Annotated in this window: 16 protein-coding genes; 14 read left to right on the top strand and 2 right to left on the bottom strand. The window is 64.5% G+C overall.

Annotated features, from left to right (window positions below; all coding sequences use genetic code 11):
- Nucleotides 1-34: 34 nt before the first annotated feature.
- The 9 genes from hisA to BKK80_RS19320 all read left to right on the top strand — a co-directional run bounded on the left by hisA (nucleotide 35) and on the right by BKK80_RS19320 (nucleotide 6,587).
- Entirely contained in the window at nucleotides 35-781 is a 747-nt protein-coding gene (gene hisA, locus BKK80_RS19360; protein WP_071010024.1) for a 1-(5-phosphoribosyl)-5-[(5-phosphoribosylamino)methylideneamino]imidazole-4-carboxamide isomerase, read from the top strand.
- A 71-nt stretch (nucleotides 782-852) separates the two neighbouring features.
- Nucleotides 853-1,623, top strand: a complete 771-nt coding sequence (gene hisF / locus BKK80_RS19355) for an imidazole glycerol phosphate synthase subunit HisF (protein WP_071010022.1) — start codon at nucleotides 853-855, stop codon at nucleotides 1,621-1,623.
- Nucleotides 1,624-1,638: 15 nt separating this feature from the next.
- The gene (gene hisI / locus BKK80_RS19350; RefSeq protein ID WP_071010021.1) at nucleotides 1,639-2,046 is read left to right on the top strand and encodes a phosphoribosyl-AMP cyclohydrolase; all 408 of its coding nucleotides are present in this window, start codon (nucleotides 1,639-1,641) and stop codon (nucleotides 2,044-2,046) included.
- Nucleotides 2,043-2,411: a phosphoribosyl-ATP diphosphatase gene (locus BKK80_RS19345; protein WP_071037817.1), complete on the top strand. Its 369-nt coding sequence runs from the start codon at nucleotides 2,043-2,045 to the stop codon at nucleotides 2,409-2,411. The genes hisI and BKK80_RS19345 overlap by 4 nt, the downstream gene beginning before the upstream one ends.
- Nucleotides 2,412-2,498: 87 nt before the next feature.
- Nucleotides 2,499-2,885 (top strand): DUF4870 family protein, encoded by a 387-nt coding sequence (locus tag BKK80_RS19340; protein WP_071010017.1) that lies wholly within the window; start codon nucleotides 2,499-2,501, stop codon nucleotides 2,883-2,885.
- A 594-nt stretch (nucleotides 2,886-3,479) separates the two neighbouring features.
- On the top strand, nucleotides 3,480-3,719 hold the full coding sequence (tatA, locus tag BKK80_RS19335) for a Sec-independent protein translocase subunit TatA (RefSeq protein WP_071010016.1): 240 nt from the start codon (nucleotides 3,480-3,482) through the stop codon (nucleotides 3,717-3,719).
- Nucleotides 3,720-3,812: 93 nt separating this feature from the next.
- Nucleotides 3,813-4,313, top strand: a complete 501-nt coding sequence (tatB, locus tag BKK80_RS19330; RefSeq protein WP_071010014.1) for a Sec-independent protein translocase protein TatB — start codon at nucleotides 3,813-3,815, stop codon at nucleotides 4,311-4,313.
- 91 nt (nucleotides 4,314-4,404) lie between these two features.
- Nucleotides 4,405-5,205, top strand: coding sequence for a twin-arginine translocase subunit TatC (gene tatC, locus BKK80_RS19325; protein WP_071010012.1), 801 nt, complete (start codon nucleotides 4,405-4,407; stop codon nucleotides 5,203-5,205).
- A 290-nt stretch (nucleotides 5,206-5,495) separates the two neighbouring features.
- Complete coding sequence (locus BKK80_RS19320) at nucleotides 5,496-6,587, top strand: porin (RefSeq protein WP_071010010.1); 1,092 nt, start codon at nucleotides 5,496-5,498, stop codon at nucleotides 6,585-6,587.
- A gap of 631 nt (nucleotides 6,588-7,218) precedes the next feature.
- Here the strand turns inward: BKK80_RS19320 and BKK80_RS19315 are convergent.
- Nucleotides 7,219-8,418, bottom strand: coding sequence for a Do family serine endopeptidase (locus tag BKK80_RS19315; RefSeq protein ID WP_071010008.1), 1,200 nt, complete (start codon nucleotides 8,416-8,418; stop codon nucleotides 7,219-7,221).
- A 20-nt stretch (nucleotides 8,419-8,438) separates the two neighbouring features.
- On the opposite strand from BKK80_RS19315, the gene BKK80_RS19310 reads away from it, so the two are divergent.
- The gene (locus tag BKK80_RS19310) at nucleotides 8,439-9,185 is read left to right on the top strand and encodes a Nif3-like dinuclear metal center hexameric protein (protein ID WP_071070540.1); all 747 of its coding nucleotides are present in this window, start codon (nucleotides 8,439-8,441) and stop codon (nucleotides 9,183-9,185) included.
- Nucleotides 9,186-9,356: 171 nt separating this feature from the next.
- Here the strand turns inward: BKK80_RS19310 and mscL are convergent, their stop codons facing one another.
- Nucleotides 9,357-9,782 carry a large conductance mechanosensitive channel protein MscL gene (mscL, locus tag BKK80_RS19305; protein ID WP_071010004.1) on the bottom strand — a complete coding sequence of 142 codons (426 nt, stop codon included), beginning with the start codon at nucleotides 9,780-9,782 and terminating at the stop codon, nucleotides 9,357-9,359.
- A gap of 214 nt (nucleotides 9,783-9,996) precedes the next feature.
- Here mscL and petA point away from each other — a divergent pair, with 214 nt between their 5' ends.
- The 4 genes from petA to BKK80_RS19285 all read left to right on the top strand — a co-directional run bounded on the left by petA (nucleotide 9,997) and on the right by BKK80_RS19285 (nucleotide 13,607).
- Nucleotides 9,997-10,614: a ubiquinol-cytochrome c reductase iron-sulfur subunit gene (petA, locus tag BKK80_RS19300; protein WP_071010002.1), complete on the top strand. Its 618-nt coding sequence runs from the start codon at nucleotides 9,997-9,999 to the stop codon at nucleotides 10,612-10,614.
- A 2-nt stretch (nucleotides 10,615-10,616) separates the two neighbouring features.
- Nucleotides 10,617-12,020 carry a cytochrome b gene (locus tag BKK80_RS19295; protein ID WP_071010000.1) on the top strand — a complete coding sequence of 468 codons (1,404 nt, stop codon included), beginning with the start codon at nucleotides 10,617-10,619 and terminating at the stop codon, nucleotides 12,018-12,020.
- A 31-nt stretch (nucleotides 12,021-12,051) separates the two neighbouring features.
- On the top strand, nucleotides 12,052-12,795 hold the full coding sequence (locus tag BKK80_RS19290) for a cytochrome c1 (RefSeq protein ID WP_071009998.1): 744 nt from the start codon (nucleotides 12,052-12,054) through the stop codon (nucleotides 12,793-12,795).
- Nucleotides 12,796-12,995: 200 nt separating this feature from the next.
- Nucleotides 12,996-13,607 carry a glutathione S-transferase N-terminal domain-containing protein gene (locus BKK80_RS19285; RefSeq protein WP_035870642.1) on the top strand — a complete coding sequence of 204 codons (612 nt, stop codon included), beginning with the start codon at nucleotides 12,996-12,998 and terminating at the stop codon, nucleotides 13,605-13,607.
- The last annotated feature ends 51 nt before the right edge of the window (nucleotides 13,608-13,658 follow it).

The following is a 13,658-nucleotide window of genomic DNA, read 5'->3' as shown; positions in this document are numbered from 1 at the left end:
CCCTTTTTTCTACTCAACCACGCTCGTCACACATATGTTGCTCATTCCGGCCATCGACCTGAAGGACGGTCAGTGTGTACGCCTCAAACAAGGCGACATGGACCAGGCCACCGTCTTTTCCGAGGATCCCGCCGCCATGGCACGTCACTGGGTGGAGCAGGGCGCTCGTCGCCTGCACCTGGTCGACTTGAATGGCGCCTTCGTGGGCAAGCCGCGCAACGAAGCCGCGATCAAGGCGATCATCGCCGAGGTGGGGGGCGAAATCCCCGTCCAGCTGGGCGGCGGCATTCGCGACCTGAACACGATCGAGCGCTGGCTCGACGACGGGTTGTCCTACGTCATCATCGGCACCGCGGCAGTGAAGAATCCCGGCTTCCTGAAGGATGCCTGCTCGGCCTTCGGCGGCCACATCATCGTCGGCCTCGATGCCAAGGACGGCAAGGTCGCCACTGACGGCTGGAGCAAGCTGACCGGCCACGAAGTGGTGGACCTGGCCCGCAAGTACGAGGATTATGGCGTCGAAGCCATCATCTATACCGACATCGGTCGCGATGGCATGCTGCAGGGCATCAACATCGAGGCGACCGTCAAGCTGGCCCAGTCGATGTCGATCCCGGTGATCGCCAGCGGCGGCCTCTCCAACCTGGCCGACATCGATCACCTGTGCGCGGTCGAGGGCGATGGCGTGGAAGGCGTGATCTGCGGCCGCGCGATCTACTCGGGTGACCTGAACTTCTCCGACGCGCAGGCCCGCGCCGACAAGCTGGGCGCGGAGCAATAGGCAACGCGCGCACGGCGCGCCGTGCCGGCCGCCCCGGCTGCGAGCCGGGGCAGGGCCGGACAAGGAATCTCATGCTAGCCAAACGTATCATCCCCTGCCTGGACGTGACCAACGGGCGGGTGGTCAAGGGGGTCAACTTCGTCGAATTGCGCGACGCAGGCGACCCGGTCGAAATCGCGCGCCGCTACGACGAGCAGGGTGCCGATGAAATCACATTTCTCGACATTACCGCGACCAGCGACGGCCGCGACCTGATCCTGCACATCATCGAGGCCGTGGCCTCCCAGGTCTTCATCCCGCTGACTGTGGGCGGCGGTGTGCGCGCCGTCGAGGACGTACGCCGGCTGCTCAATGCTGGCGCGGACAAGATCAGTGTCAATTCGTCCGCCATCGCCAATCCGCAACTGGTGTCGGACGCCACGGCCAGGTACGGCTCGCAGTGCATCGTGGTCGCCATCGACGCCAAGCGTAGCTCGGCGCCGGGTGAGCCGCCGCGTTGGGAGGTCTTCACCCACGGCGGGCGCAAGGCCACCGGCCTGGACGCGGTGCAGTGGGCACGCGAAATGGCCGAGCGTGGCGCGGGCGAACTGTTGTTGACCAGCATGGACCGCGATGGTACCAAGAGCGGCTTCGACCTCGAACTGACGCGTGCCGTCAGCGATGCCGTGCCGGTGCCGGTGATCGCATCGGGGGGCGTGGGCAGCCTGCAGGACCTGGCCGACGGCATCCGCCTGGGCCATGCCGATGCGGTGCTGGCGGCCAGCATCTTCCACTACGGCCAGCACACCGTAGGCGAGGCGAAGGCGTTCATGGCCCGCGAGGGCATTCCGGTGCGGATCTGATCACGGCGAAGCAAGATGGCAAAGAAGTGGCTCAACAAGGTTAAATGGGACGACAACGGCCTGGTGCCGGTGATCGTGCAGGAAGTCGGCTCGAATGACGTGCTGATGTTTGCCTTCATGAACCGCGAGGCGCTGCAGCGCACCGTGGAGCTGGGCGAGGCGGTGTTCTGGTCGCGTTCGCGCAAACGCCTGTGGCACAAGGGCGAGGAGTCCGGCCATGTGCAGAAGGTGCATGAGATCCGTCTCGACTGCGACGAGGACGTGGTCCTGCTCAAGGTCACCCAGATCGACGGCATTGCCTGCCACACCGGACGGCACGCCTGCTTCTTCCAGAAGTTCGAGGGTGACGCCGAGAACGGCGACTGGCAGACGGTCGAGCCGGTCCTGAAGGACCCCACCCAGATCTACGCGGCCAAGCCATGAGCGCATCCCCGAGCGGCACCGATATCCTGGCGCGCATCGCCGCCACGCTGGAGTCGCGCAAGCCCGAACTGGGTGGCGATCCCGACAAGTCCTACGTGGCGCGCCTGTTCCACAAGGGCGATGATGCCATCCTGAAGAAGATCGGCGAGGAAGCGACCGAGACCGTGATGGCGGCCAAGGACGCGCGCGCCGCCGGCCTGTCGGACGAGGCAAAGGGCAAGGTGGTCTACGAAGTGGCCGACCTGTGGTTCCACACCATGGTGCTGCTGGCGCGCTTCGGCCTGTCCCCGGACGACGTGGTGCGCGAACTGGCGCGCCGCGAAGGCCTGTCGGGGCTGGAAGAGAAGGCGAGCCGGTCGCAATAAGGCCCACGGCGAGACCCACGCCGCTGGTCGCGCGGAGAGCCGCGCGCCGGCCGGCACTTGCCCCGCACAACAAGGAGAAGGACGCACATGAGCAACGAATCCAGCGGCCAGGTCCTGCCTTCCGGCGCGCAGCTCGACAGCCTGCGCAAGCTGCTGCACATCCTGTATGCCCTGTACGCCATCTTCTGGCTGACCGGCGGCATCACCGCGCTGGTCGCCATCATCGTCGACTACGTCAAGCGCGACGACGCGCGCGGCAGCCTCTATGCCTCGCATTTCGCCTGGCAGATCCGCTCCTTCTGGTGGTCGATCGCCTGGGCGGTGCTGGGTGGGGCCTTGTTCTTCACCGTGGTGCTGATTCCGGCAGCCTTCGCCGTCTGGGGCGTGCTGTCGCTGTGGATGTTGTACCGCATCGTCAAGGGCTGGCTCTACCTGAACGATGGCAAGCCGATGTACCCGGACGGCTCGTTCTGAGCTGCCTGCCTGCCCACGTGGCTTCGCTTCCCCGGTCCGCCTGATCCGACTCCACCCGAACCACGAGATTTTCATGAACACGCGGGATAATCGTCACTTCTGCTAGGCCGCAGCCGGCCGGCGCGGGGCGGACCAGGCGCCAGGGCGCAGCAGGGATGGGGCGATGCCCGACGTCCGGTGGCTTCATCTCAAGGCGCCGGTACACTTCCTGCATGGTCCGGGGAGGCATCCCGCCTCGCCGGCCAATTGCGGCCCCGGCGAAGGCGGCTTGCTTGCTAAAATGGTGTAGAGAGTGCCCGGACTGGCATGGGCTGGCGCAGTGTCGGCGGTGCCGTACCATGATCGGCGCGGGGCCGGAAGACGGACAAGCCGTCCATCAACCGTACCCGCAGGCGAGGGTGGTCCATGCGTGCAGTGGAAGATGCCGCTGCGCCGGCCGGGAGCGAGCAGGAGAAGGAGGTACAGGCCGCGGTCCGTTTGACGGCGGCCGGGTGCCGCGCCGGCAACCGTCGCCCGGCGCAGGCTTGTGAGGACGGAACAAACGGGGCGGGACGGCCGGAGGGCTGTCCGCGGCGCCATCAGGAGCGATAGAAAATGGGTTCGTTGAGCATTTGGCACTGGCTGATCGTGCTGCTGATCGTGATGCTGGTATTCGGCACCAAGAAGCTGCGCAACATCGGCCAGGATCTGGGTGGCGCGGTCAAGGGCTTCAAGGACGGCATGCGCGAAGGCGACGCTGCCGATAAGCCGGCCCAGTCCGCCCAGCCCAAGGAACTGCGCGACTCGACCACCATCGATGTCGAGGCCAAGGACAAGTCGTCGCAGCAGAAGTGATGCGCGTTCCGCCCACGTTCGCGCGGCGGCGCACGTGATCCTTTCCGCTTCCGGCGCCACGGCGCCGGTCCCTCTTCCTGTCCCGAAGCCCGCATGATCGACCTCGGTATTTCCAAGCTCGCGCTGATCGGTGCCGTGGCGCTGATCGTGATCGGCCCTGAGCGGCTGCCGAAGGTGGCGCGTACGGTCGGCGCGCTGGTCGGGCGCGCCCAGCGCTATATCAATGATGTGAAGGCCGAGGTCAGCCGCGAGGTCGAGCTCGAGGAACTGCGCAAGATGCGCACCGAGTTCGAGGAAGCCGCGCGCGATGTCGAGCGGACCATCCACAAGGAAGTGAGCGAACAGACGCAGGCGCTGAACGAGGCCCTGTCCGGCGAAAGCCATGCCGAGCCCGGCGGCGGCACTGGCTACGTGCCCTCGTGGGACGCGGCGCACAAGGTCCGCACTGGCCGCAAGAGCTGGCGCGTCAAGCAGGGCGCTCGGCCGCTGTGGTTCAAGCGGCAGCAGAATGTGCGCATGTGGGCACAGTCGGGTGCGGCGCGCGTCAAACGCCACCGGCCGGCGGCGGGCCCCGGCCGCTCTTTCTTCGATTGACGTGGCCGGCCCGAGTGGCACGCCACAGCCCGGCGCCCCGCGCCGCCAAGTCTTACTCGTTACCGGCCCGCGCGGCTGAGCGATCCACGCCATGAGCGATACGCGTTCCTCCCATTCTCCCGAGCCGGATCCGCAGGACGACCAGCAGGAAACCTTCATCTCCCATCTGATCGAACTGCGCGAGCGGCTGGTCAAGGCGGTGGCCGGCGTGCTGATCATCTTCCTCGGCCTCGTCTACTGGGCGCCCGAAATCTTCAACCTCTTCGCGCGGCCGCTGATGGTTTCCCTGCCCAAGGGGGGCAGGATGATCGTCACCGACGTCACCGGTTCCTTCTTCGTGCCGATGAAGGTCACACTGCTGGTCGCCTTCCTGATCGCACTGCCCTGGGTGCTGTACCAGATCTGGAAATTCGTCGCGCCGGGCCTGTACCAGCATGAGAAGCGGCTGATCCTGCCGCTGGTCAGCAGCAGCTATGTGCTGTTCCTGTGCGGCGTCACCTTTGCCTACTTCCTGGTCTTCCCCACGGTCTTCCACTTCATGGCGCACTACAACGCGCCGCTCGGGGCGGACATGTCGACCGACATCGACAAGTACCTCAGCTTCGCCATGACCATGTTCCTTGCCTTCGGCATCACCTTCGAGGTGCCGGTGGTGGTGATCGTGCTGGTGCGCTTCGGCGTGGTGGAACTCGACAAGCTCAAGCAGGTGCGTCCCTACGTCATCGTCGGCGCATTCATCATTGCCGCCGTGGTGACGCCGCCCGACGTGCTCTCCCAGCTCCTGCTGGCCGTGCCCCTGATCGCCCTGTATGAACTGGGCCTGCTGATGGCGCGCTTCTTCCTGAAGCCGGAGGAATCGCCGGAGGCCGTGGGCGGCACGACGGCCGATTGAGCCGCCGGCGGCCCTCGCTGAGGCGCTGGCCACCGTGCCGGCAGCCGACTGTGGGAGGGCCACGGGTACCTCGGTTTACCTCTATTTTTTGCACCACTTTGGTGAAAATTGGAGACTTGTCTGTTGCTCCCTCGCAACAAATCGGGCTGATTCGCAGTGTTTACCGCGAAAAAGCCTTCTGAGCCTCTGGGGGCCTGGCCCATAATACGCAGCAGACGTTAAGTAAGTGCGTCGCCCAAGCACTTGGGCAAGCCAAGATTTCCCAATCAGTTGACAAGGAAAGTGTCGATATGAAGATGAAACTGTTTGCAGCTGCCGTCGCCGCTCTGGCCGCCGGCGGTGCGTATGCCCAGTCGAGCGTGACCCTTTACGGCGTGGCTGACGTTGGCCTCGAGTACACCAACCGCACCCCGGGTCCGAACGGCCAATCGTCGAACGCATGGCGCATGACCTCGGGCAACCAGTCCGGTTCGCGTTGGGGCCTGCGTGGCGTGGAAGACCTGGGCGGCGGCCTGAAGGGCATCTTCACCCTGGAAAGCGGTTTCAACGTTGACACCGGTGGCCAGTCGGACTCCAGCCGTCTGTTCAACCGTAACGCCTACGTCGGCCTGCAGAACCAGTGGGGCACCCTGACCCTGGGTCGCCAACAGACCCTGTTCTATGATTTCGGCCTGGTCTACGATCCGATGGCGATCTCGACCCGCTACTCGATCACCTCGATCGCTCCGGAATACGCTTCGCGTGCTGACAACGCCGCCAAGTACGTTGGTACCTTCGGTGGCCTGACCGTCGCCGCTCTGTACAGCTTCCAGAACAACGGCAACGAAATCCCGGGCGTGTTCTCGGCTGGCCGTGAGTACGGCTTCACCGCCATGTACGGCGCTGGCCCGTTCTCGGTTGGTGCGACCTATGACCAATCGAACGGCAGCACCGCTGCTTCGGCTGGCCAATCGATCCGCCGCGCAAGCGTTGCCGGTACCTACGCTTTCGGTCCGGCCAAGGTCTACGCTGGCTACCGCTGGGCGAAGGGCTACAACGGCGCAACCCTGCCGGGCGCAGTGGCTTCCGCCCCGGGCAGCGTCGTGAGCACCGCCAACCTGTACTGGCTGGGTCTGGGTTACCAACTGACCCCGGCTCTGTCGCTGACCGGCGCCGCTTACTACCAAGACTTCCGCAACACCTCGGCTGATCCGTGGCAATTCGTCGCGACCGCCGACTACGCTCTGTCGAAGCGTACCGACCTGTACACCTCGGTCTCGTACACCAAGAACAAGAGCGGCTCGTCGCTGGGCGTCGATGGTTACAACAGCAGCACGGCTTCGAACGTCATCTCCGGCGGCAACCAATTCGGTGCCGTGGTTGGTGTCCGTCACAAGTTCTAATTTGACGCGGGTGTAAGCCCGCTTCGAATCGACTTGCAGGCGAAAGCCGGCTTCCGCAAGGAAGCCGGCTTTTCTCATTTCTGCGGCCCCATCTGCGGCCCGCATCTGCCGCCGGCGTTGCGTGGAGGCGCCACGGCTATCGTGCAGCGCCCATTCCGGATGTGGCCTGACCCTTCCTCTGGTAATTGCCCTGGCGTGCGGCGGGGCCGATGCAGCCCACCGCAGCGCATAGCTGCCTGCCCGAGGGCGCTGCCTCTCGGGTCGTCGAAGCAGGGAGGGGAGGCAGGTTTTTGGCGCGTGGCGAGTTCCTTTGGAGCCGCGCAAACGCATCAACATGCCTGAGCGTGGATGGCCCATGGAAGGCCTTGGGCAGAGGGCAGGGCGGCGATGTGGCAACTGCGGTCCTGCCGGCGTCGCCACGGGGCGTTCCGGCTGCGTCGATGTCCGCTTCGCCGGCCGCCATGATCGGCATGAGCCAATGCCGGTCGGCAGCCCCCTCAGGGCAAAGCTTCCCTGGGGGCGCGGTTTTCCCGCCGACGCGCTCCCGACGCCCAAGAAAGAAGCCCGCCATGGCAGCGGGCTTCTGTATTTCCGGCGCGGAGGTCTGCGCGCGGACCGTATGGCGTACCGCTTATTCCTCTTCTTCGTCGAGCTGCATGGCTCGGCGCGGCGGCGGCGGGCGCTTGCCGATCATCACGGTCAGCTCGGCCTGCTTGCCGCGTCGCATGACCTGCATCTTGGCCGCCGCCCCCGGCTTGAGCTGGGCCACCGCATTGAGCAGCGCGGTGCTGTCGGCAATGTGCTGGCCATCGACCGTGACCAGGATATCGCCGGGACGCACCCCTGCCTTGTCGGCCGGGCCACCCTGCACCACGGCGGCGATCAGGGCGCCTTCCTTGGCTTCCAGGCCGAAGGATTCGGCGATCTCCGGGGTCATGTCCTGCGGCTCCACGCCGATCCAGCCGCGCGTGACCGAGCCGGTGGAGATGATCGATTCCATCACCTGTTTGGCAGTCGATACCGGGATGGCGAAGCCGATCCCCAGCGAGCCGCCCGAGCGCGAATAGATCGCCGTATTGATGCCGAGCAGGTTGCCGCGCGCATCGACCAATGCGCCGCCCGAATTGCCCGGGTTGATGGCCGCATCGGTCTGGATGAAGTTCTCGAAGGTATTGATACCCAGATGGCTGCGGCCCAGCGCCGAGACGATGCCCATCGTCACCGTCTGGCCGACGCCGAACGGGTTGCCGATGGCCAGCACGATGTCGCCCACCTTGACGTTTTCGATCCGTCCCAGCGTGATGGCCGGCAGGTCCTTCAGGCCCACCTTCAGCACCGCCAGGTCGGTTTCCGGATCGGAGCCCACCACCTTGGCATTGGCCTTGCGCCCATCCGTCAGCGCCACCTCGATCTCGTCGGCGCCGTCCACCACATGGTGGTTGGTTAGAATGTAGCCTTCGGAGCTGACGATCACGCCGGAGCCGAGGCTCGACACGGGTTCCTGCCGCTCGGGCAGGCGGTCGCCGAAGAAGAAGCGGAACCAGGGATCTTCCTGCTGCTGCGGGTTCTGGCTGCGCTTGCGGCCGTTCTTGCTGGTGAAGATGTTCACCACCGCCGGCATCGCCTGCTGCGCGGCCTCGCTATAGGAGCCCTCCGCGGACCCGCCGCTCACATTGGGCACGACTTCCTTCAGCGCGACGATCGGAGAGCCGGATTGGACCGCGACCCGGCCGCGCTGCAGCCAGTCCGGCTTCAACGTGGCCACGACGAACCAGACCGCCAGCACGACCGTGACAGCCTGGGCGAAAAACAGCCAAAATCGGCGCAACATATTGGGAATTTGAGCGGAAAATGAAAACCAGAGAGCTGGAATTGTACTTGAACGATCTGCTCGAGGCGTCTCGCTACAAGGACTATTGCCCCAACGGCCTGCAAGTGCAAGGGCGTGCCGAAGTGCGGCATATCGTCACGGGCGTGACTGCCAGCCTGGCGCTGGTGGAGGCTGCCATCGAGGCCGGCGCCGATGCCCTGCTGGTCCATCACGGTTACTTCTGGAAGAACGAGGATGCCCGCGTGATCGGGCAGAAACACGCCCGTCTCAAACGCCTGCTCGGTGCCGACCTGAACCTGTTCGCCTACCACCTGCCGCTGGACGGCCATCCGGAACTGGGCAACAACGTCCAGCTCGGGCTGCAGCTCGGGCTCACGCCGCATGGCCGTTTCGGCGACAACGACTTGTGCTGGTCCGGCTCGCTGCCGCAAGCGATGCCGCTCGCGACCTTCGCTGCCCATGTCGGCGGCGTGCTGGGGCGCGAGCCGCTGGTGCTGGGCGAGCCTGGGCAGATGGTCCGCAGCATCGGCTGGTGCACCGGCGGGGCCCAGGGCTATTTCGATGCCGCAGTGGCGGCGGGGGTCGACGCTTACCTGAGCGGCGAGGCCTCCGAGCAGACCGCGCACCTGGCGCGCGAGAGCGGCGTGGCCTATCTGGCCGCCGGCCACCATGCCACCGAGCGCTTCGGCATCCGTGCGCTGGGTGAGCACCTGGCCGACCGCTTCGGCCTCAGCCACACCTTCATCGACATCCCGAATCCGGTCTGAGCGCGGCGACCCGCGGCCCCGGTTTGTCGCTTGCCGGGCGAAGAATCCATCCCATTTGATCTGGCGCAAGAAAACCGGGTCGGAACGGGTGTTTAAATATTGCGGCGCCGCAATAACATGCGGCGCCGCAATATTTTTACCGGCTGTGGGCCGTATCCTACGGGTAAATCCTTACTTGGCTTTCAGGCTGTCGCGGATTTCGCGCAGCAGCACCACTTCTTCCGGCGTCGGGGCCGGTGCGGGAGGCGGCTCCTGGGCGCGCAGTTTATTGAAACCGCGCACCATCAGGAAAATGATGAACGCGAGAATGACGAAATTCACGACGATGGTCAGGAAATTCCCGTAGGCGAACACCGGGACGCCGGCCTTCTTCAAGGCGTCCAGTGTCATCGGTGTTCCTGCTGGTGGCTCCGATAAGGTGACGAACAGGTTGGAGAAGTCCAGCTTGCCGATGATGCGGCCCACGATGGGCATGATCAGGTCGTTGACCACCGAATCCACGATTTTCCCGAAGGCAGCGCCGATGATCACACCGACCGCGAGGTCGATGACGTTGCCGCGCATCGCGAAAGTTTTGAATTCCGAAACCATTCCCATTGCATTCTCCCGATTTGTTGCGCGTATCGTACTATACGCATGCCAAAAGCCTGCCGCATCACCGCCAGGAACGCAAGTGTGAAGCAGGGAACCCTGTTGCATCGTCCGATTATCGTACGGCGGTGGCGTGTCATGCGCCTTTCGTCGAACAATGTGCCTAAGGTACAATTTGCGGTTGACGCAAAATCTAAATTGACTTCCCCTGGGGTTTGGAATGAGTGACCAGCAAAGCGTGAAAAGCGTGGATAAGGGGCGTCGCACTTGGTTGATCGCGACGTCCGTGGCTGGCGGCATCGGAGGAGTGGCAGTGGCGGTGCCGTTTGTCAGTACGTTTGCGCCATCGGAGAAGGCCAAAGCGGCCGGCGCCCCGGTCGAGGCCGACATCGGTGCCCTCAAGCCTGGCGAGATGATGACGGTGGAGTGGCGCGGCAAGCCTGTGTGGATCCTGCGGCGCACCGATGAGATGCTGGCGTCTCTCAAGAAGACCGACGTCGAAGTGGCCGATCCGAACTCGGATGTGCCCTTCACCATGAAGACGCCCGAGTACTGCAAGAACGAAACCCGTTCACGCGCCGACCACAAGGACGTCCTGGTCGTGGTCGGCATCTGTTCCCACCTGGGCTGCTCGCCTTCCGGCCCGTTCCCCGCCGGCGCCAATCCCCAGCTCGGCAGCGATCCCGGCTTCCTCTGCCCCTGCCACGGCTCGACCTTCGATCTCGCCGGGCGCGTGTTCAAGAACAAGCCGGCCCCGCAGAACCTTGACGTTCCCCCATACCAGTTCCTGACCGACACCAAGATCGTGATCGGCAAGGACGAGAAAGGAGAGGCCTGATCATGGCAGCCGAGAAAGAAGTCAAGACGACCGGCCTGCTGGGCTGGATCGACGCGCGTTTCCCCGCCACCCAGCTGTGGGAAGACCACCTCTCCAAGTACTACGCGCCAAAGAACTTCAACTTCTGGTACTTCTTCGGTTCGCTGGCGCTGCTGGTGCTGGTGATCCAGATCGTCACCGGCATCTTCCTGGTGATGAACTACAAGCCGGACGGCACGCTGAATGCGGCCGGCATCCCGGTCGCCTTCGCCAGCGTCGAGTTCATCATGCGCGAGGTGCCCTGGGGCTGGCTGGTGCGCTACATGCACTCGACCGGCGCCTCGGCCTTCTTCGTCGTGGTCTACCTGCACATGTTCCGCGGCCTGCTGTACGGTTCCTACCGCAAGCCGCGCGAGCTGGTGTGGATCTTCGGCTGCCTGATCTTCCTTTGCCTGATGGCCGAGGCCTTCATGGGCTACCTGCTGCCCTGGGGCCAGATGTCCTACTGGGGCGCGCAGGTGATCGTCAACCTGTTCTCGGCCATCCCGGTGATCGGCCAGGACCTGTCACTGTTCATCCGCGGCGACTACGTGGTCAGCGACGCCACGCTGAACCGCTTCTTCTCCTTCCACGTGATCGCCGTGCCGCTGGTGCTGCTTGGCCTGGTGGTGGCGCATATCATCGCGCTGCACGAAGTGGGCTCGAACAACCCCGACGGCGTCGAGATCAAGGCCAAGAAGGACGAGAACGGCATCCCGCTGGACGGCATCCCCTTCCACCCCTACTACTCGGTGCATGACCTGCTGGGCGTGGGCGGCTTCCTGATGGTGTTCTCGGCGGTGATCTTCTTCTTCCCCGAGGTCGGCGGCTACTTCCTGGAATCGAACAACTTCTTCCAGGCTGATCCGCTGAAGACCCCGCCGCACATTGCCCCGGTCTGGTACTTCACGCCGTTCTACTCGATGCTGCGCGCCACCACCTCGAACTTCCTGCCGATCCTGTGGGTGTTCTTCGCGCTGCTGCTGGGCCTGGTCTTCCTGCGCAGCAAGGATGCGCGTATCAAGATCGGCGCATTGGCCATCGCCGTGATCCTGGCGGTCGGCTTCTACTTCATCGACGCCAAGTTCTGGGGCGTGCTGGTGATGGGCGGCTCGGTCATCGTGCTGTTCTTCCTGCCCTGGCTGGACCACTCGCCGGTCAAGTCGATCCGCTACCGTCCTGCCTTCCACAAGTCGATCCTGATCGTCTTCGTGGTGGTGTTCCTGGTGCTCGGCTACCTGGGCGTGCAGCCACCGTCGCCGGTGGGCGAAAAGGTGTCGCAGCTCGGCACCCTGCTGTACTTCGCCTTCTTCCTGACCATGCCGCTGTGGAGCCGCGCCGGCACCTTCAAGCCGGTGCCGGACCGCGTGACCTTCACCCCGCACTGACCGAAGGCCCACCAGAGGACAAGGACACAAGATGAAAAAGCTGCTTTCGATCTTCGCACTCGCGGGCGCCTGCTTTGCCGCCGCTCCCGCCATCGCCAGCGAAGGGGGCTATCCCCTGGAGCCGGCGCCGGTGCAGACCAGCGACCTGTCGTCGCTGCAGCGCGGCGCGAAGCTGTTCGTCAACTACTGCCTGAACTGCCACGGCGCCTCCCTGATGCGGTACAACCGCCTCAAGGATATCGGCCTCACCGACGACCAGATCCGCGAAAACCTGCTGTTCTCCGCGGACAAGGTCGGCGAGACCATGACCATCGCCATGCACCCCAAGGACGCCAAGTCCTTCTTCGGCGCGACCCCGCCGGACCTGTCGGTGATCGCCCGCGCCCGCGGCGACGATTGGCTCTACACCTATCTCCGCACCTTCTACCGCGACGACAACCGCGCCACCGGCTGGAACAACCTCGTGTTCCCCAGCGTCGGCATGCCGCACGTGCTGTGGGAACTGCAGGGCCAGCGCGCCGCCAAGTTCAAGGAAGTGGAAGAGCATGGCGAGACCGTGCACAAGTTCGCCGGCTTCGAGCAACTCACGCCCGGCAAGCTGAGCACGGTCGAGTATGACCAGGCCGTGGCCGACCTGGTCGGCTTCCTCGACTGGATGTCCGAGCCGGCGCAGAACCAGCGCAAGCGCCTGGGCGTGTGGGTGCTGCTGTTCCTGGGCATGTTCACCATCTTCGCCTGGCGCCTGAACGCGGCCTACTGGAAAGACATCAAGTAAGGCAGGCCAGCGCTGCAGGGGCTGGACCGGCGCCGCCGGTCCAGCCTTTTTCATTGTCGGCCTGGCGGCACTTCGCTGGCGGGAAGTGCCGCGTTGGATTGCATTAATGTGATTCAAATGCCATAAATTTGCTTTCTATTGGTCGCTTCTGCCAGAATACTGGGCCCAGTCCACCGACCCCGCACGCAAGGAATCCAACCATGATGGTGTTGTATTCGGGCACCACCTGCCCGTTCTCTCAACGTTGCCGCCTCGTCCTGTTCGAAAAGGGCATGGATTTCGAGATCCGCGACGTCGACCTGTTCAACAAGCCGGAAGACATCTCGGTGATGAACCCCTACGGCCAGGTGCCCATCCTGGTCGAGCGCGACCTCATCCTGTATGAGTCGAACATCATCAACGAGTATATCGACGAGCGCTTCCCGCACCCGCAGCTGATGCCGGCCGACCCGGTGCAGCGCGCCCGCGCCCGCCTGTTCCTGTTCAACTTCGAGAAGGAACTCTTCACGCACGTCTACGCCCTCGAGAATGAGAAGGGCAAGGCCGCCGAGAAGAACCACGAGCGCGCCCGCGCGGCCATCCGCGACCGCCTGACGCAACTCGCCCCGATCTTCGTCAAGAACAAGTACATGCTGGGCGAAGAGTTCTCGATGCTCGACGTCGCCATCGCGCCGCTGCTGTGGCGCCTGGACCACTACGGCATCGAACTGTCGAAGAACGCCGCGCCGCTGCTGAAGTACGCCGAGCGTATCTTCAGCCGTCCGGCCTACATCGAAGCACTCACCCCGTCGGAAAAGGTGATGCGCCGCTAAGCAGCGGAGCGCCGTCCGGCTTCATACCGGACGGCCCGCCCGGCCCGCGCC

Source organism: Cupriavidus malaysiensis, from assembly GCF_001854325.1.
GTDB lineage: Bacteria > Pseudomonadota > Gammaproteobacteria > Burkholderiales > Burkholderiaceae > Cupriavidus > Cupriavidus malaysiensis.
The sequence above is the reverse complement of the archived record's forward strand: the minus strand, read 5'-3'. Positions and strand labels throughout refer to the sequence as shown.